This window comes from Vibrio sp. Isolate32 (assembly GCF_022397955.1).
Lineage (GTDB): Bacteria > Pseudomonadota > Gammaproteobacteria > Enterobacterales > Vibrionaceae > Vibrio.
Genome location: NZ_JAKEUQ010000025.1, coordinates 54199 through 75075, shown reverse-complemented (window position 1 = coordinate 75075; position 20877 = coordinate 54199). Strand labels below are relative to the sequence as shown.

Genomic DNA, 20877 nt, shown 5'->3' with positions numbered 1-20877 from the left:
ATACTCATGGATAGCCTCGGCCTCAAGACCACAAGGGCATTTTGCCTCAGAGTTAGGTTTAAGAGTCAGGGTAATAAGTGATGCTGTCTGGTGAGACTTTACTATTTTAAAGCCTTCCCAGAATGAAGATAGGAAAGTATGATTCGGCATGGAAACGGTAGTTTGTGTATGATTTTTGTTTGGCGACTAAACCCTATCACTTACTACCGTTTTTTTTTGTTTTTAGTTCCCGCTAATCCGCGATGAACCTAAAAAAAGGGCTGTCGCCCTACTCTTCTTTATTACTCATTTCTTCACGAATTTGCTCAGCAACGATTTTGATAGCTTGTGCCGTGCTAACACCTTGGCTCATCATTTCTTGGATTCGTTCAACAGCTTTTTGTTGCTCTTCGTGAGAAAGGGTTGGTAAGTCGTTTAGCATGTTCTGCTCCTTTATTTAGGAGCAGAACTATATAAGGACTATTAGTAACTAGCAAGGAAATTGATAGATGCACCCATTGCGTTTTCGTTTGTGTAGTTAGCACTTAGATCTAGCTGGAACAAATTAAGTGGCGACAAGCCAATACCGGCTGTGATGGTCCCTTCAGAATCAGAGTAAGCGAGGTTCTTGTAGTACCCTGCCCTCAGCTGCATTTGACGCAACAGGTCAACTTCAGTACCAATACGAATCATCTGCTCGTTGTCTTCGAATGAAGTAAACTTTTCTGTCTCATTCAAATCATAATCAACACTTAACGAGAAGTAATCAGACACGATACCAGCACCAACGGTATAAACTGGCTCAAGCTGATAAGCGTATTTACCGCCAACTTGGTGAGTTGCACCGCTTGTGCTACTGGTTAACGTTCGGGTTGTATCTTTTGTCTCAATATCTCTTGAAAACAAGTTGGTCGCAGCAACACCTACTCGGAACGGTCCGAAGAACCAAAGCGCACCCGCATCCATGTTAAATGCAGTTTCACCATTGCTGTTTTCTCTTACATCAGATAGATCGTAATCGTTAACCGATGCAATGTAGTTGTACGTGTAGATGCGTTGAATCTTAGGGGTGATACCAAATGAAATGTGTTGCCCCATAAATGTTTGGTACTTCGCAAGAGAAAGGCCAACTTCAGTTACACCGATTGAAACCGCTTCAACGGTAGATAGCTCAACTTTGTCCGTGTCGGAACCGGTCGTGTAAACGTCAGGTGTTGCAAAAGATTCTGTGTAAGCTTTAGCAAAGAGGTTCGCAGCAACAAACTGGTTAGGAAGTGCGAATGCCACTACACCACCCAGATCTACGTTTGCTTGATTACCATCAAGTTTACTAAGAGCGGCATCTAAGTCTGCGGTATTTGAAGCGTCAATAACACTATCGATATTTGATTTCATATCGTTAGGATCATTGTAGTTACCACCAAAACTTGGGGTAATCATACCCATGTCATCGTTTCGACGGTAAATGGCAACCAATGCTGGGTTATAGAATGGAGCAGTTAGGAAGTTTGCAGAAACAACACCAGCACCACCCATCGCATCTCCACGCGCTTCAATGGCGTAGTTTGCTGCTGAAATAGGAAGACTGGCGAAAGCAATGGACGCTGCGAGTAGTTTAGTAGTTTTTTTCATGCCGTTTATCTTTGTTAGATCCCTTACATAGTTAACGGCACAATTTTAAATTACTTTAACTCTTCTTAGCTAGAAATATCATAAGTTTTACTGATAGTTTGCGCTTGTTCTATCGCTATATCACCTTGCCAGCGTGAATGCACCATAGAAACAGCCAGAACATATCGGTCATTGGGCAAATCTTCACCAGATAAGCTCATCGGATAATCCGACTCATAGTTCTTACCCCACAATTGTTCATAGTGATCGTCGATATAGTCGTATAAACCGACTTCTAACTTAGGTAACGGACAATATGGGTTAAGTAAGTCTTTTTTATCAATTCGCCATGTATCTTTAGATGCCCAACGCACTTGCTGACGCATAACGACTTCACCCAGAACAATCCATGTGCTCCAAGAGTTACCACCATCGCCTTTCACATTCAGACGATATAAACCAGAATCCAACTGCGACGCTAGGTTATAACGCTTTCGGTACAAACTGACAGTGGCATTATTGACCACTTCACTTTCTTTCGTGAATTCACTATCGGAAGAGACAACCTTGTCTACCCACTTTTCGAAGGTAATATCTTGAATGCCTTGCTCAGATTCAACATCAATTGAAACTCGGAATGTGTCTCGGCCAGGGCTTTGAATAATGTGCCTTTTGACGACAACCGAACTTATCCAGTCAGGCAAGGTTTTTTTGGTGAGGGTTTTACCACAATCTTTGTTTAACGCTTGGTCAAACAATTCATTGAGATGATCTTCTCTAGATTGAGAAGCATTGATTTGCCAAACTTCCACCAAAGAATCAAACATCTGCGGTAAATCATTATCCAACAAATGTTTGTGTACTTGAGTAAGAGCATCACTGCTTTTAAACCAATCTGCTGCGTGTGCGGTATTAACGACATTCGACAACATTAATAGTGAAAGTAAGGCTTTTTTCATTACGCTTTCATCTTATAGCCAACGCCACGTAGCGTTTCGATCTCTAGACCTGGCAGCTTCTGTCTTAATTGCAGAACATGCGTGTCTACAGTACGAGTTGTTGGGAAGTGATTGTATCCCCATACGTGATCAAGTAGTTCGTCACGTGTAAATACACGGCCTAGGTTACTTGCCAAGAACAACAACAGATCAAATTCAGTGCGTGTTAGCGTCACTTCTTGCTCATTGAAAAACACTTCACGTGTTGCCTTGTCGATAACAAGATTTTGAGCGATAACTTTTGATGCGTCCTGCTCTTCAGCGTCTGGCAGACGAAGTTGCGCACGAATACGGGCAAACAGCTCAGCTTCTGCGAATGGTTTCGTCAGGTAATCGTTCGCGCCTGAATCTAGGCCCGCTACTTTGTCTTTCACTGTAACCAATGCTGTCAGCAAAATTACAGGGATATCTTTTTTCTTCTTCCAACCTGGAAGTGAATCTACTGAGTCACCATCAGGAAGTTGGCGATCTAGGATGACTAGGTCCGCATGTTCCCAATAGCCTTCAACTTCAGAGATCAGTTCAGCATGTAAACATTCATAACCAGCTTGCTCAAGGCTAACTAATAGGCCATCAGCTAAATTTTTATCATCTTCAACGAGAAGCAATGTCTGTTTCACAAGGTATCTCCAAAATAAATGTTGTCGGGGGGCCGATTAGCGTCATGTGACCGCCCATTTTTCCGACCATAGATTCTACTATCGTCAGACCTAAACCTAGTCCACTCTTACTAACGAATGGCTTTCTTAGTTGCCCCCAGTCTTTGCGGGACAAGTCTCCATTATCTATAACTTTGAATGTCAGCTTCTTGTCAGAAGTATTCAATTCTAGTATCACTGGAGCAACACCGTATTTCACGGCATTTCTGATTAGGTTGTCGATACACGTTCCTAACCAGTATACGTTTATTTTTGCAGCAATATCTTTGTTTACGCGAAGTTCTATACCTGGAGCAAAGTCTTCTTCAACTTTATATTGGAGCCAGTCTTCGACACTTGGTACCCACTCAGTCGCCAGCGGTTGGTTGTCTGATTGCAAATAGTCTTTACTTGCTTCTGCCAACTGCCTCAAACGGCGCGTATCTTCACACAGCCGACGAAACTCATCATATACCGATTCAGGTAAGTTTTCGAACTCGCGTCTGAACCCTTCAACCGTCAATGACAAACTGGCAATCGGCGTTCTTAATTCGTGCGTTAAGATTTGAAGAACCAACATTCGGCTCTTTAATTCTTGTTTCTTGCTATTCCAACGGTATATCGCCCAACCTAGCACAAGCATGATGTTGGCAATCACCAAGATGAACATTGCGACCTGGAGCAGTTCAGAGTGATCTTCTATTTCCCAACACACGTTACCACGTTGTACGAAACAGCTCTTACCTTCTGAGGATAAGCTGAACGACAATCCTGCTATTGTGGCGTTTTCATGCCAATCAGATTCTTTGTATAGATAGTATCTGTCACCACGTTTGACCCACATCTCGTCGAGTTCGACAAACATGCTAGCACCGGCCAACAGCGCGGTGATGGCTTCGTTATCCATTTGTTGCAAGCGAGACAGCAGCTCATCATTTTCAGTATTCGGACGCTCTTGAATATGCATATAACGTTTCAGAGAGTCGAATTTTTCTGGGTACTTCTCAACATAACGCGCCGCATAAGAGCCACCACCAGGGTGAATCAAGCCACTACGGCTAAACCAACGATCTGACAATTTAGTGCCCTTACACATCGCTCGCGTAAACACCAAAGGCTCAGTTATCAATGGGCTTAACGGCAATTTACCGCTACAGGTTTTTGATAACTGGTATAAGCGTTGAATATCTTTTAATGGGTACTCTGCGGTTTGCGGCAGCATTGAAGAAGGCGTGATCAAGCGTGTTGGATAATCAGACTGAAGCAATCGAATGTCATAAGATTCAATAGCGGTTTCATGATCAAAGAGTTTGGTAAAGCTATCGATACGCTCAGGTAAAGAGTCAGCAAATGCGTTTGCTGAGACAGATAACATAATAATAAGAAGTGTAAATGTTCTTTTGATGATCGTAAACCAACGCAAATTAATATAGATCGAATAAATATATACCATTCACTATCAAAGATAAATTTTAACCGCTGAAAAATAGTAAGAATGAAAACTGACAGTCATTAAATTGGCGAGAATACGCTCAAAGCGAGCTAGCGCACTAATCTAACGCTTTAGAACTACGCCATTTCATAGTCGTAATACTAAAGAATGTACTCCTTTCTTCGTATAAAAAAGGAGCTCATTAGAGCCCCTATAGCTTAGTTATGTTTTATAAAACGGCCTTTACAGGTGCTCTAAAATGCCTAGACAGCTTTGTTTAGCATCGCCAAACAGCATCTGTGTATTTTCTTTGAAGAACAATGGGTTTTGTACGCCTGCATACCCCGTGTTCATAGAGCGCTTGAACACGATAACATTTTGAGCGTTCCAAACTTCCAGTACTGGCATACCAGCAATCGGGCTGTTTGGATCTTCCAGGGCTGCTGGGTTTACGGTGTCATTCGCACCAATAACCAATACAGTATCTGTCTCGTCAAAGTCATCATTGATCTCGTCCATTTCAAGAACGATATCGTAAGGGACTTTTGCTTCAGCAAGCAGTACATTCATGTGACCCGGTAACCTGCCTGCTACTGGGTGGATACCAAAGCGAACGTTTACGCCTTGTGCACGCAACTTTTCAGTGATTTCGTGTACTGGGTACTGAGCTTGAGCTACCGCCATGCCGTATCCCGGAGTGATGATCACTGACTTAGAATTCTTAAGCATGTCAGCCACGTCTTCCGCTGAAGTTTCACGGTGTTCACCTTGATCTTCATCGCCTTCAGACACTTGTACTTCCTGACCGAAACCACCAGCAATAACACTAATGAACGAGCGGTTCATTGCTTTACACATGATGTAAGACAAAATCGCACCCGACGAACCAACCAGAGCACCAGTTACGATAAGCAAGTCGTTTGCAAGCATGAAACCTGCCGCAGCAGCAGCCCAACCAGAGTACGAGTTCAACATAGAAACAACCACTGGCATATCTGCACCGCCGATCGACGCCACTAAGTGGTAACCGAATGCGAACGCGATAAGTGTCATCACCATAAGTGCGAACATGCTGCCATCTGCTTTAACGAACATGATCATAAGCAATGTTGAAACCACGATAGCCGCTAGGTTCCATTTGTGCTTGTGAGGAATGTTCAGTGCAGACGAAGAGATAACGCCGCGAAGCTTACCAAATGCAACAATCGAACCTGTGAACGTCACAGCGCCGATAAATACGCCAAGGAACACTTCCACTAAGTGAATAACGTGCTCTGCATGAATATCAGCAGGGTTGATAGAGACTGCCGCTGGTGGATCGATGTAGCTGTTATAGCCCACTAATACCGCTGCCATACCTACGAAACTGTGCAGAATTGCAACCAGCTCTGGCATTTCCGTCATTTCTACTTTTCGTGCGTAGTGGATACCGATGCCACCACCGATCACCATTGCAATGATGATCCACACAATACCAGCCGAGTGTGGGCCGAAGATCGTCGCGATCAATGCGATAGCCATACCAGTGATACCGTAATAGTTACCTGCACGTGCAGATTCCTGTTTCGATAGTCCAGCCAAGCTCATAATAAAGAATACTGCAGCAACAATATAAGCTGCTTGTACTAATCCTTCAGACATCTATTACTCCTTAGTCTTTACGGAACATTTCAAGCATACGTTTGGTCACGGTAAAGCCACCAAAGATATTGATACTTGCAATTAACACGGCAATGAAAGAGAGGAAAGTAACGGCACCGTTGCCTTGTCCAATCTGTAATAGAGCACCTACCACAATGATCCCTGAAATCGCATTCGTAACAGACATCAAAGGCGTGTGCAGAGAATGGCTAACATTCCAAACTACGTAATAACCCACCACACAAGCAAGAACGAAAACGGTAAAGTGAGATAAGAACGCAGCAGGCGCAACTGATGCAATCCAAGCGAAAGTACCAACCGCAACGGCCATACCTGCCGCTTTTTTGACTGGAGACGTTGGCTCTTCTACTTTTGGCTCTGGTTTCGCTGCTTTTAGCTTAACCTGCTGAGGTTGAGCTGAAACTTGAATTGGTGGCGCAGGCCAAGTGACTTCACCCTCTTTAACGACTGTTACACCGCGAAGTACGACGTCATCAAAGTCGATATTGATGTTACCGTCTTTCTCTTTGCAAAGTAGTTTCAGTAAGTTCACTAGGTTAGTCGCGTACAGTTGAGAAGACTGAGTTGGCAGACGGCCAACCATGTCAGTGTAACCGACAACCTTCACACCATTTGCCGTAGTGGTCACTTGATCCGCTACGGTATATTCACAGTTACCACCGTTCGCGGCTGCAAGGTCGACAATCACGCTGCCTGGCTTCATGCTATCAACCATCGCTTTGGTAATAAGCTTTGGAGCAGGACGCCCAGGAATCAGTGCTGTAGTAATAATGATATCAACGTCTTTTGCCTGAGCCGCATAAAGCTCTTCCGCTTTCTTGTTGAACGCGTCAGACATCTCTTTTGCGTAGCCATCACCAGCGCCCGTATCTTCCTGGAAATCCACTTCCAAGAATTCAGCGCCCATCGACTCTACTTGCTCTTTTACTTCAGGACGAACGTCGAATGAACGAACAATTGCACCAAGACTACCTGCTGCACCAATTGCCGCCAAACCTGCAACACCCGCACCAGCGACCAGTACTCTCGCTGGTGGGACTTTACCTGCCGCTGTAATTTGACCAGTGAAGAATCGACCAAATTCATGCGCTGCTTCAACCACTGCACGGTAACCCGCGATGTTTGCCATAGAACTTAATGCATCGAGTGCTTGAGCTCTTGAAATACGAGGTACAGAATCCATCGCCATCACATTGATGTTACGGCTCGACAGATGTTCCATTAATTCGGGGTTTTGAGCAGGCCAAATAAAGCTGACCAATGTTGCGCCATCTTTAAGTAGGTCTATTTCGTTTTGAGTATCGTCAACGATTGGAGCGTTAACTTTAAAGACAATATCGGATTTCCAAGCTTCATCTGCGCTTACAACTTTTGCTCCAGCTTCTTCATAAGCTGAATCCTCAAAACTTGCTAACGCACCTGCTTGTGATTCAACACAAACTTCAAATCCTAATTTCAGAAGCTGTTCGACCGATTTCGGTGATGCAGCGACTCGCGTTTCACCTGCGAGCGTTTCTCTTGGTACACCTATCAACAAATTAGACTCCTTGTGTATCAATTTGTGATTATTATTCTTACCAAAGACCAGTTAAAGAGATCGCAGTCATTGGATACACCAATTTGCATAACTACTCTTTCACTATTGGCACATGACTTATTCGTTTGTATCTAACGACAACTAATACTTCAAGCGTTTTGTTCAAAGAACAAGAAAAGTTATTACTTATAACGATTTTATTTGAAAAAATGACGAGCCTCTTGAGCAAAGAGGTCAAACCACCTACAAATAGTCCTTTAAATAACAAACTTCTAGCTGTCTTTATCCCTGAGACTAAAAAGAGCTTTCAGCATATACACAGAAAGCTCTCTAAATTATGACCAACATCAATTCTAACCCTAATTGGCTAGCTAAATATATTGTCGCCCATTTGGTCGATGAACATCTGCGATTTTTTAAGCATCAATTCATCGGCATCTTGTTTGTTTGAAACAACATCTGAACGAATGAAACGGTGAGTTTTGATTTCACCATCGAATTCTTTCTCTATTTTGCCAGCAACACGGTATTGACCAGATTCTGCAATGGCATCTTGATAGATATTGAAACCTTTATACACGACTGGCTCAATCTCTGCTTTTTGTTCGGTTTTTTCTTTGCCACCAAATAATCTAGAAAAAAATCCCACGTTTTACTCCTTTAATGATCGTATTAACCTTAAACTATCATGACTGTTTACGGTTCAACAATGGCTTTTCATACCATTGCAATTCTACGTCTTCATCAAAATTGTGTTGACTAAATATAACGGGCACACTGTCATCTCGTTCACGCCTTCTATCGTCAATAATCATACTCTCTGCATTCTTGACCGCGATCTCACTATTTCGTTTATAGAGCACCAGTTTATCTTCTGGCAAAGCAGAAAGAAAATCGATATCAAAACGAATATAGATAGGTTTAAGCTGACCCAAAGCTAAGCAAGCAAGATCAGCCATCTGTTCATTGGTATAACTAGACACATATTCTTCGGTGGACAAAACATGGCCAACGAGAGTCTCCATATAGTTATGTACATCAACACTAATTTGCATACCACACCTCCATTTGTCGCGGTTTTTCCTAATAGCGGTAGTTTCTGAGCTTATTAAAGCAATTCTGACTGGCAGCTGTAGTGCTAATATAATTGAGTTAAAAAGCTTTCTTAACTTGACTCTTTTCATAGTTGAACTTTGTATAACACCGATTGAATTAACCAATTCAACATAACGAACTTCCCCTAGCTTCGTTACCGTTTTTTCGTTGCTCGATTGTAAGTTATCATGTCGACTTTAAGCTTTAAGCACGAACTACCAAGGTTTTGTTAAGTATCTATAACGACTAATTAATTTCTCATATATACTATGTAGCTCGTTCTATGGTTAATAGCAACTCAAACATATAAAAATGGTTGCATCAATAGAGACATATGGCTATGTTTTTACTCTGATTTAGGCAAAAAGCTTGGCATTCGCTTATTTAACAGTATCCTACGTATAAAATTAAATTATAAGATCATCAGCATAGTTAGGCTCACCACATAAATGGCATCTAGTTTTGTAACGTCGAACATATTTCGATTTTGCTTCCCCCTATTTTTATTGGCAATTTTACTCGCTGGTATGAACAACGTCATTCTTGTGACGGATGCAAACTTAGGGTTTGCTAGCAACCTCCCGTATATCTTATTGAGCGTTGCCGTTTTGCTATGCCATACATTCCGACAAGGACGTATGGCCATGGTGTCATTAACCATGCTCGTGGCTTACTTGATCATCCAAATTCGCTTGCAAACGCCTCTTAATACCGGAACAACGTTGTTGGAGCTATCGATTCTTTCGGCATTAGTCCCTGTAACCTGTTCATTGGTGTACGCCTTCCCTGATAACGGCGTAAACTCAAAATCCATGCTCCTCTATACCACCGTTCTCGTTCTTTTCATGATTTGGGCACAATTGACCGTTTCGTACTTCCAGGCAAGTGGTTTTGAATCGTTGAATGAGGGCCTTCTGTTTGTTGTCAGGGATTTTTCAAAACTGCCTTTAGTTCTGGTATTGTATAGCCTTTGCTTACTTGGCATTACTGCCATTCTTGTATTGGTGTATAACCGTTCTATTGATGTTGTCGTTTATAGCGCTACCTTACTTTCTTCTTGTACGTTTATCTTCTTCGACGTGCAGTACATCTCTAGTACAATGTTCTCATTATCTGGCACCTTGATCATTGTTTATGTAATGTCTGCTAGCCACGATATGGCCTTTAATGACCAATTGACCAATATCCCCGGCCGACACGCCTTAGAAGTCGATATGAAGCACCTAGGGCGTAAGTATTCAATGGCTATGGTAGATATCGATCATTTCAAGAAATTTAACGATACTTATGGACATGACATTGGCGACGACGTATTGAAGTTAGTAGCGCGTATTTTGAGAGAGACCACGGGTGGAGCTAAAGCTTATCGCTATGGTGGCGAAGAGTTCACGATTATTTTTAAAGGCAAATACTCGGAACAAGTTAAAGAGCACCTTCAAGCTCTGATTTCAGAGGTCCAAAACTACGACATGGCGATCCGTAACAATCACGAACGCCCTGATGATCATGAATTGGGTATGAAAAAGCGGGGTAAGAATGCCAAGCCATCGGAAGTAGTGAATGTGACCGTGAGTATTGGACTGTCTGACAGCACGACCACCAGACATCCTGAAGAAGTATTAAAGCTTGCTGACAAAGCACTCTACAAAGCAAAAAAAACCGGTCGAAACAAACTGTGTGTCGATAGTTAAAGATATTGAACGCTAACGCTTAACATTAACTAGAGACGTTAATGTTAATTCAATAACTATCATTTTCAATTACAACAAGCCTCATTGATTTTAGGCTATTCCAACTAAACTAGGAAAAAAGTGTTTAATCTTGGTTAAAGAAGATAACTAGACTCCCTCCTTTTAAACTACTTCCGTAATTGATCGTAAATCCAATTCCCACATTATCGACCCAGTCATCAAATAGATTGGGATTAAGCAACCAACCTACACTGCCTTCATAGTAAGAAGTGGTACCCATAGAAGCCACGGTGTCACCACCAATATCAATTCTTTTAATACTCGAGTACATTGATGTGATATTTTTATCCCAGCGTACGAGATCATAAAAAATCTTAGCTTCATTGGCGATACACCAACCTTCTGGGTTTCCGATATCTCCGTTATTGGCTTCTCCCCAACCAACTCCATTAAAGTAATGCCAACTGGTACTGAGCTTATATTTTCCCCAATAATTCTTATCTTCGAAAGTCAGCTTAATCCTAGGCTCAATGATATATGCCCAAGCATCAGTATTATAATAAAGCCCGTCCAGTTGTTCTTGAATAGGTTCAAGCAATGAAGAACGATATTCAAAATCATTACGGTAATATGAAATATGGTTACCAATTGCCGAGCTGAAACTCCAGTGTTCGTCTAACTGGGATATATTCGCAAATTCCACGTACCCGGAAACCACCGACTCCTTTTGAAAGTCACTTTTGATTGTTGATTTATATTCAACGTCATTCTCAATCCGCAATGCTGATAAGCGTAGCGTTACTTCTTGATGGTTACCTTCAATGTAACTTGGTAGTTCAAATGTATAAGGGAGACTGAGGGATGTGATGTTTTGTCGGCGACTCACAGAATCATTCGAACCAATATCTTCATTATCCAAGCTAAACACTTTATTTGGATCGAAATTATTGATGCCAAAGGTAAAAACATCAGTATCATTAAGTAATAAACTGGTAGCAAAGCGCTGCTCTAATTCCTTACGGAAGAGATCAGACAAGGAAGTGGCATTAACAGTGATTGACACTAAAGTTAAAAATAAAGGAACCGCAAGCGTCCAACAGGTGTTAGTCACAGAAAATGACTTTGAATGTGGCATTTCTCTTATCACTTAAAGCATTTCCTAGCTCAAATGCTAGTGAAGTATAAATTCAAATATCTAAAAGAGCTCATCAACTAACGTACAAGCTCTAAAATGTGCGTTGTATAAAAGTATTTCTTCCACATTGTTTCGCTTGATATAGTGCTTGGTCAACCTTTTCGTAAATAGAGGCAATCGACTCACCACCTTCTGGTGCAAATGATAACACTCCTTGTGACACGGTCACTCTATCGGACGCCGTTGAATAACCGTGGACGTAGTTCATTTCATAAAGCGCTTCTTTTATACGTATCGCCTCTTGCATGGCTGCATCCCGATCCATATCACTTAAGATAAGAACAAACTCTTCACCGCCATAGCGACCGACAAACTCTCCCGCTCGAACAAAAAGTTCCCTTAAGATATTAGCAAGATCTTGCAAGCACTTATCCCCTTGAATATGCCCATAATTATCGTTGTAAGGCTTAAAAAAGTCTACATCTAGAAGTATGACTGTCATGAACATATTACGCCTTCCGTGCCACGCAATGCTTTCTTCAAGCTTAGTATCCATGTATCGACGGTTATACAATTTAGTCAGGCCATCTTCGTTGGCTTGTTGCTGCAGAAGGACGTTCAGTTGTTCAAGTTTGGCTGTGCTTTGTTTTAACTCTCGTCTCATGTGCGCGATACGTTGCATCGCAATCAGTTTAGAATTTAAAACTACCTTGTTTACCGGCTTGATCAGGTAATCATCACCACCGGCGTTAATAGCTTTCGCTATCATCTCAGGTTCTTCGTGACCACTTAGAAAGATGATGGGAACCCACTCTGGGAATCGGTTTCGAACCTCATTAGCCACTTCAAAACCATCCATCTCTGGCATACTTATATCAAGCAACACCAGTTCAGGATCAAAATCAGAATAAATACTCAGGACTTCTTTTCCGCTGCCGACAGCTTCTACAATATGGCCCAGCTGCTTGAGTCGAATAGCAAGTTGCACCCTGTCTAGTTGAACGTCATCAACCAGCAATATGCGCATCGAAGATCCCTTTTCTATCATCACGTCACCTATATCTAGCTTTGAATATTCAAAGTAGCTCAAATTTGAGCTTAAATCATACCCTAATCTCTATATTATATTGACTTTTTTACAGATCTTTTTAGCATTGTTTCTTTTTAAAGAGAAATACTATGTCAGACGCTACAAACACAGAGCAACAAGAAATCGATTTAACCACAATCTCTCCTGAACTTCGCCAAGTTATCGAATTTGATGAAGTGCCAAAAGAGATGCACTTTATGGTTACTTCTATTCATGAAGTGTCTGAAGAAGCAGTACGCGAAGCTTGGGACAGCCTGCCAGCAAGCGCACAAAATGTTTTGGACAACTTCGAGCAGTTCCACGCTCTAATCACGGTTAGCCAAGCTTTCGCTGGTGTTAACGTAATGGAAGAGTTCCCTACCCTTAAACTTCCAGAAGGCATGACTGCCGAAGAAAAAGAAGAGTACCGCGCTCAACTACTAGACCAAGTTCTACACAACTGTGTAAAAGACATGTCTAAACAAATCAAGAAAGCGCGTCGTGATGCTATCTTGAAGCGTGATTTCAAAGAAGTTTTTACTAAGTAAGTCGCTAATCGACTAAATCTAGGCTGAGCGCTAACAGTAATACTTGAGGTTAAGCCGCATGTCGCTTTAAACATGCGGCTTTTTATATCCGCTATTTTCTGTTCATCGAGTTTTACCCATTATAAAATGAAACCAAAAACGAAGTATGACGTGAGATCTTATGTGTTAACGCTATATCTGAATATCTTACCACGAGAGCTTAGTGGGTTACCGCTATATCTCTTTGAGCAACACTCACACCTTTAATTTGCGCGTAAACACGCTGCCCGATTTCTAAATTCAGCTCATCCAACGCCCACAATGTAATGGTTGCCCATAGATAACACCCAGATTCCAATTCTAACTCTACCGCGACACTTTGCTTGTTCGTGCCTTGTTGATGAGTCTCTACGCTTTTAATCGTTACAGGGAGGATATTGCGTATTGATGTACCTTGAGGCTGTTCTAGCGTAATTGAGACATCATTTGCCCTGACCTGCAGTCTCACAGCAGTTCCAATATCACTCGACACTTTCTGAACCCAAAGTGACGTAGATTTTCCCAGTGTTAGTCGAGACAAGGCATAATCATTATTATGTTCCACCAGCTTCCCTTCAAACAATGAGCTTTGTTCAGAGAAAGATTGCCAAGGCTGCATCGCACGTGACGCCCATACCTGTTCTGTCACACCAGATGATACGAGTTTACCTTGATCGATAATCACTAAATGGTTAGCCAAGCGTAGAATTTCATTAAGACTATGAGTCACATAAATAATGGGAATTTGAACCGTTTTAGATAGATTTTCCAGAAACGGCATCACTTCACGCTTGCGAGGTAAATCGAGTGACGCCAACGGCTCATCCATCAATAAAATACTCGGTTTAGACAACAGAGCGCGGCCAATCGCGACACGTTGTTTCTCACCACCCGACAAACGGGCCGGATAACGATCTAGCAACGAGTCTAATGAGAGCAGCGACACGATTTGATCAAAATGCGCTTTATCGGTGCCTTTAATACCGTATTTAAGATTCGCCGATACCTTCATATGAGGGAAGAGTCGTGATTCTTGAAATACATAACCTACATTACGTTTATGCGTCGGCAAGTTAATGCCCCGCTCGCTATCAAATAGGGTTGTGCCAGAGACACTGATCAAACCTTTGTCTGGCTGTTTAAGACCACTGATGGCGTTGATCAGAGATGTCTTACCTGCACCAGAGCGACCAAAAATAGCCGTGATGCCATTACTTGGAAGTTCTAAGTCGATATCAAAGAAGGTCTCGCCAAGCTGTTGCTGGTATTGCAGAACTAACGCGCTCATGCGTTACCTCCTAGGCGTTGTGCCGACTTTCTGTTTAACCACTCAGACAGAATCAATGAGCCCAAGGCAATTACAATAGAAATGGCACACAAACGCGCAGCTTCCATTTCAGCACCTGGAGTTTCGATGAAAGTGTACATAGCTAAAGGAATGGTTTGAGTTTCCCCTGGGATATTCGAAACGAAACTGATGGTCGCACCAAACTCGCCAAGGCTTCGCGCAAATGACAGCATGGTTCCGGTAATGATCCCTGGGATCATCAAAGGTAAGGTGATGGTAAAGAATACTCTAACTGGAGAAGCACCCAATGTGGCGGCCGCTTCTTCAAGCTTGCTATCAACCGTTTCTAAACTTAAACGGATTGAGCGCACCATTAATGGTAACGCGACGACGACACATGCCAAAGCCGCGCCCTTCCAACTAAAGCTGAATACAATACCAAACACGTCGTTGAGCCATGCTCCTATCAGACCTTGCCTCCCCATCATCACAAGCAACAAATAGCCAATAACCACAGGAGGAAGTACTAAAGGGAGATGAACGATGCTTTCAACAATGCTTTTGCCAACAAACTGCTTTTTAGCTAGCAGCCACGCTAGGCCAATCCCGATTGGGATAAGCCACAAGATGGCAAAGCCAGCCACTTTCAAGCTAAGCATTAAAGCTTGGTATTCGTATTCCGATAGATACATCATTTAACGCACTTCAAAGCCAAAGCTATTCAAAATGTCCTTCGCTTTTTCACTAGTAAGGAAAGTATAGAAGTCTTGTGCAACGGCTTGGTCACTCATTTTCGCTACAGGGTAACGTATTGGTGTATGCAGCTCTGACGGGAATGTCGATACAAGATTCACTTCTTTAGACAACAGCGCATCCGTTTTGTAAACAATACCGAGCCTAGCTTCACTGCGTTCTACCAAAGCCATTGCCATACGAACGTTATTACTTGGTGCTAGTCGTGTCTTGACGTCATCCCAAACAGCCAAGTTTTCTAACGCTTCTTTCGCATAGATACCAGCTGGAACCGACATGGTATTTCCAACCGCAAGCCTTTCATTATCAAGAAGTTTAGACCACTGTTCACCTTTAGAAATATCAAACGAGATTGCGTCTTCCTTTGGAGAGATTAGCACAAGCTCGTTCTCACATAAGTTTGTGACATTGTCACTAGAAACATAGTTTCGGTCGACAAGGTGAGTCATCCATTTTTCATTTGCCGAGATAAAGATGTCTGCTGGTGCACCTCTTTCGATCTGTCGTACCAAGGAAGATGTGCTGGCATAGACAGGAATAACATCAACAGAATGGTTTTTCTCAAACTCTTCAACTAACAGGTTAACCGCATTGGTCATAGACGATGCCGCATAAAGACGTAGTTTCTCGGCAGCCAAAGCATGAGCAGAACTCAATGAGGTGGTTAACGCTACTGCTAAAAGAGTGACTAGTCTTTTCATTGTTTTCACTTACTCTGTTGTTCTTTTGATATCTTGACTAGCCTTCTTCAATTCAGGCCATAACAGGTCAAGATTTAAGTGCTCTTCGATGGCGTCAGCGATTCTATTAATACCCAACTCTTTCTGCTGTTCGTGGTTAATCGCTGCTACTTCATTGGCACCTGCCCATTCACAAATCAGTGATAACGCATCACTGTTATCCAATACACCGTGCAAGTAAGTACCAAATATCGAGTTATCAGAGTTTATCGCGCCATCAAGGCTGCCCGATTCTAACTGAACCGGTAATGCCATTTCATTGACATCAGTCCTACCTACGTGAATTTCATACCCTTTAACTGGCGCCGACTTTCCATTTAGGTTTAACGTGCCAAACACGTTCGTTAACGTTTTCTGCTGCGTTAACGTGGTTTCAACATCAAGGTACCCTAACCCTTCACTGCTACCCGGTTCGCCTTCCACACCATCAGGATCGTGGATAAGATTACCGAGCATCTGATAACCACCACATATGCCCATCCTTTGCCACCTAAACGCAGGTGACGCTGAATGTCTTTGTCCCAACCTTGCTGCTTCAAGTAATCCAAATCGGCTCTTACTGACTTAGTACCCGGTAAGATGATCAAATCAGCGTTGTTCAAACGCTCACCTTTACCGACGTAACGAAGATCAATAGAAGGATTAAGTCTCAACGCATCGAAGTCAGTGTGGTTGCTGATCCGAGTAAGGACAGGTACCGCGACCTTAAGCTTAGCCTCTCCATCGGACTCTTGAGCGGAGGTAATGGCATCTTCAGCTTCTAAATTGAAGCCATGCAGATATGGCAATACACCTATCACAGGCTTGCCCGTTTTCTCTTCCAACCAATCAAGGCCCGACTTAAGCAACGCGATATCGCCTCTAAAACGGTTAATCACAAACCCTTTTACACGAGCTTGTTCAGATTCAGATAACAGAGCTAATGTGCCATACAGATGTGCAAAGACGCCTCCGCGGTCGATATCAGCCACAATTATCACTGGTATATCGGCCTTTTCAGCAAACCCCATGTTCGCGATGTCATTCTCACGAAGGTTAATTTCAGCAGGGCTTCCGGCACCTTCAATCATCACGCTATCGTATTCTTCTAAAAGTCGATCAAATGAATCAATAACCGTATTCATCGCAACTTTCTTGTAATCATGGTAGCCCGTAGCCTCCATATTACTTAACGCACGGCCTTGTAGAACAACTTGAGCACCGGTGTCTGAGTTGGGTTTAAGCAATACAGGGTTCATATGAACCGAAGGTTCGATATTACATGCTTGAGCCTGAACGGCTTGAGCGCGGCCAATTTCCCCACCGTCTTTAGTCACTGCACTATTCAAAGCCATATTCTGTGGCTTGAATGGTGCCACCTTAATTCCCTTCCTGGCCAAAACACGGCATAAACCTGCCACCAATACACTTTTTCCGGCATCTGATGTGGTTCCTTGAACCATAAGGGCGTTTAATGGTGCTCGCATTCGTACTTAAATCCTTAATTTATCAGCCCGCAGGCAATACTTCTCTTTCGCCATCTTAACGTCATTGGCGGCTAGATGCTCAATAAAATGAATGGAAAATGAATGTGTTACTCACTCTAGATTCAAACCGGGTGTTGTTTAATAGCCTCATCGAAATAAAACGTTTCAACTAACAAACAACATTAAGGGATTCACCATGAAAAAAACTGTATTAGCTATCGCAACCACTATCATCCTAGCTCCAACTTTCGCAATGGCTGGTGACCACAAAGACAATAAGCACGAGAGCTCTATTGCTTACACAGGACCTATTGAAACCGTTTCTGTCGCGACACTACTTGCAGACACAAGCATGTTTTCTGAGCAAGACGCAATTGTAGACGGTAAGATTGTTCGCCAGCTCAAGAACGATACCTTCATCTTCTCTGATGGCCAGAGCGAGATTCAAATCGAACTGGATGACGATATCCGTCTAGCACAGCCACTAACGGCAGACACAAAAGTGCGTATCTTCGGCGAGTATGAAGGTGGCAAAACACCTGAAATCGAGGTTGACCACATCCAAGTTCTATAAGCAACACAGATAAAATTATCGACTTAAAATAAATTGGCCTGCATATTGCAGGCTTTTTTGTATTATACTGCCGCAAATACAATTTATATGGAGTCACCATGCTAGGTTGCACTAAAAAGACTGTCCTTTTAGGACTAGCTGCACTGTGTTCTTTCTCTGCGTCTGCAAACAACTTTAACTACAACACATTCGAGCTGCGCATGGGTACCAGCCCTAGTACCTTCGGTGGTGAAGTAACAACCATGTTTACTCAGAACTCACACTTTGTTGCACGTATCGATTCAGAATTCGAAAGTGATTGGGACGCAGCTGTGGGTATGGGATTTAACGGCCCAATTAGCCAATTCGCCGATGTGAACGGGCAAATGCTTCTGCACAACATTGAACGTAATGACGACAACCATATCAAAACTGAAATTAACCTAGGTTTAAGAGCTTGGTTAATGGCAAACATTGAAGTCAACGCACGCCTTGGTCAACTGATTGACAATGACAACACTCGTTCAATCGTAGGTGTTGGCGCTCGTTTCCATTCAACAGATCAGCTTTCTGTAGGTTTGGACATGCGTAATAACGGTACTTACGGCCATCAGTTCTTAATGTCAGCTCGATTCGGCTTCTAAACCTTTAAAAAGCATCGACCAAAACAACTAAACCAATTTGCAAGCCGACTTCCTAAAGTCGGCTTTATTCATTCTATAAATCAGTTAATCAAAACAGTACGATGCACTAATACCGTCTCCGGAAAATTAATAGAGTGAAGCACCGTAAATGGGTGTTAACAGCATTTAAATCGAGGTAGCGGACAACTCACGTCACCTTTCTGAAGAGCTCCGTGGAATCGCTCAGAAATTGAACGCTCAAGTTCAACTATTCAAGTACTAACAACATCTTGGAGTTTTTGTTCTTCTAAGAAAAAGCCCCGACCACACGCGTGTTCGGGCCTTTTTGCATATAGTGATGAACCATTAATGCCAGTCCACCTCAATCAATCATGTTGCTGACGATTACAGATTAACCATCAACATCTTTTTCTGATGATCCAAATACTCTTCATAGGTACCTTGGAAGCTCACTAGTTGCTGGTCTTTCACATCAATAATGTGTGTCGCAAGTGAAGATACAAATTCACGGTCATGGCTCACGAAGATAAGCGTGCCCGGGTAAACCTTAAGTGCATCGTTGAGCGCTTGGATCGCTTCCATATCCATGTGGTTCGTTGGTTCGTCCATCACAAGCACGTTAATGTCTTGCATCATTAGCTTGCCAAATAACAGACGGTTCTTCTCACCACCAGAACAGTTACGCGCTTTCTTGTTTGCATCATCAGCAGTGAACAATAAACGACCTAGAATACCGCGCACCATTAAGTCATCGTGCTTCGCAGTACGCCACTGTGAGATCCAATCGAAAATGCTCAGGTCGTTATCAAAGTCTGCACTGCTATCTTGTGGGCAGTAGCCAACAGTTGCGTTTTCAGACCATTTTACGATGCCTTGGTTTTGCTCAAGTTCACCGACTAAACAACGTAGTAAGGTGGTTTTACCCACACCGTTCTCACCAATAACCGCAAGGCGTGTACCCGCTTCAAGTAACAAGTTACCGCCAGCAAATAACATTTCACCTTCGAAACCGTGGCCTAGGTCTTGAAGTTCAAGCGCTTGGCGGTGCAGCTTCTTACCTTCACCAAAGTTAATCGACGGGCTCATACGGCTCGAAGACTTCACTTCATCAAGGGTAATCTTTTCCATTTTCTTAGCACGTGAACTTGCTTGCTTAGCTTTCGATGCATTGGCACCGAAACGGTTTACGAAGTCCTGAAGTTCATTGATTTCCGCAGTCTTCTTCGCGTTGGAAGCCAGAAGTTGCTCACGACGTAAACCCGATGCTTCTAGGAAGTACTCGTAGTTACCTGGGTAGATGCGCAGTTCACCGTAGTCGATGTCCGCCATGTGCGTACATACTGAGTTCAGGAAGTGTCTATCGTGCGAAATGATGATCATTGTACATTTACGCTGGTTTAGCTCTTCAGCAAGCCAGTTGATGGTGTGAATATCCAAGTTGTTGGTTGGCTCATCAAGTAACAGAATATCTGGATTCGCAAACAGTGCTTGAGCCAAAAGCACACGCAACTTCCAACCCGGGGCAACTTGTTGCATTAGGCCAAAGTGCAGCTCTTCTTCGATACCCGCTTGAATAAGAATATCGCCAGCACGGCTTTCTGCTGTGTAACCATCCATTTCAGCGAATTCGCTTTCAAGCTCTGCCACTTTCATCCCATCTTCTTCGCTCATTTCAGGCAAAGAGTAAATTCGGTCACGCTCTTGTTTTACTTCCCATAATTTTCTGTCGCCCATGATCACAACGTCGATTACGCTGTACTGCTCAAAAGCGAACTGATCTTGGCTCAATACGCCCAGTTTTTCCCCAGGAGTAATGGAAACGTTGCCCGAGCTTGGCGCTAACGCACCACTTAGGATTTTCATGAACGTCGATTTGCCGCAACCATTGGCGCCAATCAGACCATAGCGATTGCCATTACCAAATTTAGTAGAGATGTTTTCAAACAAAGGCTCTGCGCCAAATTGCATTGTGATGTTCGCGGTAGATATCAAAGAAGTAATTCCTAAGCGTGTGCTGGAT

At 42.9% G+C, this 20877-nt stretch carries 19 protein-coding genes and 1 pseudogene; 4 read left to right on the top strand and 16 right to left on the bottom strand.

Annotated features, from left to right (window positions below; all coding sequences use genetic code 11):
• Positions 1–268: 268 nt before the first annotated feature.
• The 9 genes from L1D11_RS17565 to L1D11_RS17525 form a co-directional block, all read right to left on the bottom strand.
• Positions 269–421, bottom strand: a complete 153-nt coding sequence (locus L1D11_RS17565; protein WP_004739134.1) for a YoaH family protein — start codon at positions 419–421, stop codon at positions 269–271.
• 41 nt (positions 422–462) lie between these two features.
• Positions 463–1611, bottom strand: a complete 1149-nt coding sequence (locus L1D11_RS17560; RefSeq protein WP_239834391.1) for a conjugal transfer protein TraF — start codon at positions 1609–1611, stop codon at positions 463–465.
• Between the two features lie 65 nt (positions 1612–1676).
• Positions 1677–2549: a DUF2861 family protein gene (locus L1D11_RS17555; RefSeq protein ID WP_239834392.1), complete on the bottom strand. Its 873-nt coding sequence runs from the start codon at positions 2547–2549 to the stop codon at positions 1677–1679.
• On the bottom strand, positions 2549–3208 hold the full coding sequence (gene vxrB, locus L1D11_RS17550) for a response regulator transcription factor VxrB (RefSeq protein ID WP_239834394.1): 660 nt from the start codon (positions 3206–3208) through the stop codon (positions 2549–2551). The genes L1D11_RS17555 and vxrB overlap by 1 nt, the downstream gene beginning before the upstream one ends.
• Positions 3183–4655, bottom strand: a complete 1473-nt coding sequence (vxrA, locus tag L1D11_RS17545) for a sensor histidine kinase VxrA (RefSeq protein WP_239834402.1) — start codon at positions 4653–4655, stop codon at positions 3183–3185. Before vxrA ends, vxrB begins: the two co-directional genes overlap by 26 nt.
• 246 nt (positions 4656–4901) lie before the next feature.
• Complete coding sequence (gene pntB / locus L1D11_RS17540; RefSeq protein ID WP_239834396.1) at positions 4902–6299, bottom strand: Re/Si-specific NAD(P)(+) transhydrogenase subunit beta; 1398 nt, start codon at positions 6297–6299, stop codon at positions 4902–4904.
• A gap of 10 nt (positions 6300–6309) precedes the next feature.
• Entirely contained in the window at positions 6310–7857 is a 1548-nt protein-coding gene (pntA, locus tag L1D11_RS17535) for a Re/Si-specific NAD(P)(+) transhydrogenase subunit alpha (protein ID WP_239834398.1), read from the bottom strand.
• 367 nt (positions 7858–8224) lie between these two features.
• Positions 8225–8506 (bottom strand): HlyU family transcriptional regulator, encoded by a 282-nt coding sequence (locus L1D11_RS17530; protein WP_239834400.1) that lies wholly within the window; start codon positions 8504–8506, stop codon positions 8225–8227.
• Positions 8507–8543: 37 nt separating this feature from the next.
• Entirely contained in the window at positions 8544–8912 is a 369-nt protein-coding gene (locus tag L1D11_RS17525) for a late competence development ComFB family protein (protein WP_239834401.1), read from the bottom strand.
• A gap of 489 nt (positions 8913–9401) precedes the next feature.
• Here L1D11_RS17525 and L1D11_RS17520 point away from each other — a divergent pair, with 489 nt between their 5' ends.
• Positions 9402–10643 carry a GGDEF domain-containing protein gene (locus tag L1D11_RS17520; protein WP_239832284.1) on the top strand — a complete coding sequence of 414 codons (1242 nt, stop codon included), beginning with the start codon at positions 9402–9404 and terminating at the stop codon, positions 10641–10643.
• A gap of 124 nt (positions 10644–10767) precedes the next feature.
• Here the strand turns inward: L1D11_RS17520 and L1D11_RS17515 are convergent, their stop codons facing one another.
• The gene (locus L1D11_RS17515) at positions 10768–11778 is read right to left on the bottom strand and encodes a Solitary outer membrane autotransporter beta-barrel domain (RefSeq protein WP_239832289.1); all 1011 of its coding nucleotides are present in this window, start codon (positions 11776–11778) and stop codon (positions 10768–10770) included.
• A 91-nt stretch (positions 11779–11869) separates the two neighbouring features.
• Positions 11870–12826 carry a diguanylate cyclase gene (locus tag L1D11_RS17510; protein WP_239832283.1) on the bottom strand — a complete coding sequence of 319 codons (957 nt, stop codon included), beginning with the start codon at positions 12824–12826 and terminating at the stop codon, positions 11870–11872.
• A 131-nt stretch (positions 12827–12957) separates the two neighbouring features.
• On the opposite strand from L1D11_RS17510, the gene L1D11_RS17505 reads away from it, so the two are divergent.
• The gene (locus L1D11_RS17505) at positions 12958–13395 is read left to right on the top strand and encodes a DUF3069 domain-containing protein (RefSeq protein WP_239832282.1); all 438 of its coding nucleotides are present in this window, start codon (positions 12958–12960) and stop codon (positions 13393–13395) included.
• Positions 13396–13594: 199 nt separating this feature from the next.
• On the opposite strand, the gene modC is transcribed toward L1D11_RS17505, so the two are convergent.
• The 4 genes and pseudogenes from modC to L1D11_RS17485 all read right to left on the bottom strand — a co-directional run bounded on the left by modC (position 13595) and on the right by L1D11_RS17485 (position 17660).
• Positions 13595–14701, bottom strand: a complete 1107-nt coding sequence (gene modC, locus L1D11_RS17500) for a molybdenum ABC transporter ATP-binding protein ModC (protein WP_239832281.1) — start codon at positions 14699–14701, stop codon at positions 13595–13597.
• Positions 14698–15396, bottom strand: coding sequence for a molybdate ABC transporter permease subunit (gene modB, locus L1D11_RS17495; RefSeq protein WP_239832280.1), 699 nt, complete (start codon positions 15394–15396; stop codon positions 14698–14700). Before modB ends, modC begins: the two co-directional genes overlap by 4 nt.
• A complete protein-coding gene (gene modA / locus L1D11_RS17490) occupies positions 15397–16155 on the bottom strand; it encodes a molybdate ABC transporter substrate-binding protein (RefSeq protein ID WP_239832279.1) in 759 nt (252 codons plus the stop codon).
• Between the two features lie 9 nt (positions 16156–16164).
• Positions 16165–17660: pseudogene (locus L1D11_RS17485) on the bottom strand (cobyric acid synthase).
• A gap of 196 nt (positions 17661–17856) precedes the next feature.
• Between L1D11_RS17485 and L1D11_RS17480 the strand changes: the two are divergent.
• Positions 17857–18234 carry a NirD/YgiW/YdeI family stress tolerance protein gene (locus tag L1D11_RS17480; RefSeq protein WP_105023507.1) on the top strand — a complete coding sequence of 126 codons (378 nt, stop codon included), beginning with the start codon at positions 17857–17859 and terminating at the stop codon, positions 18232–18234.
• 98 nt (positions 18235–18332) lie between these two features.
• Positions 18333–18857 carry a hypothetical protein gene (locus L1D11_RS17475; RefSeq protein ID WP_239832278.1) on the top strand — a complete coding sequence of 175 codons (525 nt, stop codon included), beginning with the start codon at positions 18333–18335 and terminating at the stop codon, positions 18855–18857.
• 384 nt (positions 18858–19241) lie between these two features.
• Here the strand turns inward: L1D11_RS17475 and L1D11_RS17470 are convergent, their stop codons facing one another.
• Positions 19242–20849: an ABC-F family ATPase gene (locus tag L1D11_RS17470; protein WP_275665891.1), complete on the bottom strand. Its 1608-nt coding sequence runs from the start codon at positions 20847–20849 to the stop codon at positions 19242–19244.
• Between the last annotated feature and the right edge of the window lie 28 nt (positions 20850–20877).

What these genes read in the sequence shown, in the direction of transcription:
- L1D11_RS17565 (WP_004739134.1), bottom strand. Translation starts at nt 421, where the DNA reads ATGCTAAACGACTTACCAACCCTTTCTCACGAAGAGCAACAAAAAGCT.
- L1D11_RS17560 (WP_239834391.1), bottom strand. Translation starts at nt 1,611, where the DNA reads ATGAAAAAAACTACTAAACTACTCGCAGCGTCCATTGCTTTCGCCAGT.
- L1D11_RS17555 (WP_239834392.1), bottom strand. Translation starts at nt 2,549, where the DNA reads ATGAAAAAAGCCTTACTTTCACTATTAATGTTGTCGAATGTCGTTAAT.
- pntB (WP_239834396.1), bottom strand. Translation starts at nt 6,299, where the DNA reads ATGTCTGAAGGATTAGTACAAGCAGCTTATATTGTTGCTGCAGTATTC.
- L1D11_RS17525 (WP_239834401.1), bottom strand. Translation starts at nt 8,912, where the DNA reads ATGCAAATTAGTGTTGATGTACATAACTATATGGAGACTCTCGTTGGC.
- L1D11_RS17520 (WP_239832284.1), top strand. Translation starts at nt 9,402, where the DNA reads ATGGCATCTAGTTTTGTAACGTCGAACATATTTCGATTTTGCTTCCCC.
- L1D11_RS17515 (WP_239832289.1), bottom strand. Translation starts at nt 11,778, where the DNA reads ATGCCACATTCAAAGTCATTTTCTGTGACTAACACCTGTTGGACGCTT.
- L1D11_RS17510 (WP_239832283.1), bottom strand. Translation starts at nt 12,826, where the DNA reads ATGATAGAAAAGGGATCTTCGATGCGCATATTGCTGGTTGATGACGTT.
- L1D11_RS17505 (WP_239832282.1), top strand. Translation starts at nt 12,958, where the DNA reads ATGTCAGACGCTACAAACACAGAGCAACAAGAAATCGATTTAACCACA.
- modC (WP_239832281.1), bottom strand. Translation starts at nt 14,701, where the DNA reads ATGAGCGCGTTAGTTCTGCAATACCAGCAACAGCTTGGCGAGACCTTC.
- modB (WP_239832280.1), bottom strand. Translation starts at nt 15,396, where the DNA reads ATGATGTATCTATCGGAATACGAATACCAAGCTTTAATGCTTAGCTTG.
- modA (WP_239832279.1), bottom strand. Translation starts at nt 16,155, where the DNA reads ATGAAAAGACTAGTCACTCTTTTAGCAGTAGCGTTAACCACCTCATTG.
- L1D11_RS17480 (WP_105023507.1), top strand. Translation starts at nt 17,857, where the DNA reads ATGAAAAAAACTGTATTAGCTATCGCAACCACTATCATCCTAGCTCCA.
- L1D11_RS17475 (WP_239832278.1), top strand. Translation starts at nt 18,333, where the DNA reads ATGCTAGGTTGCACTAAAAAGACTGTCCTTTTAGGACTAGCTGCACTG.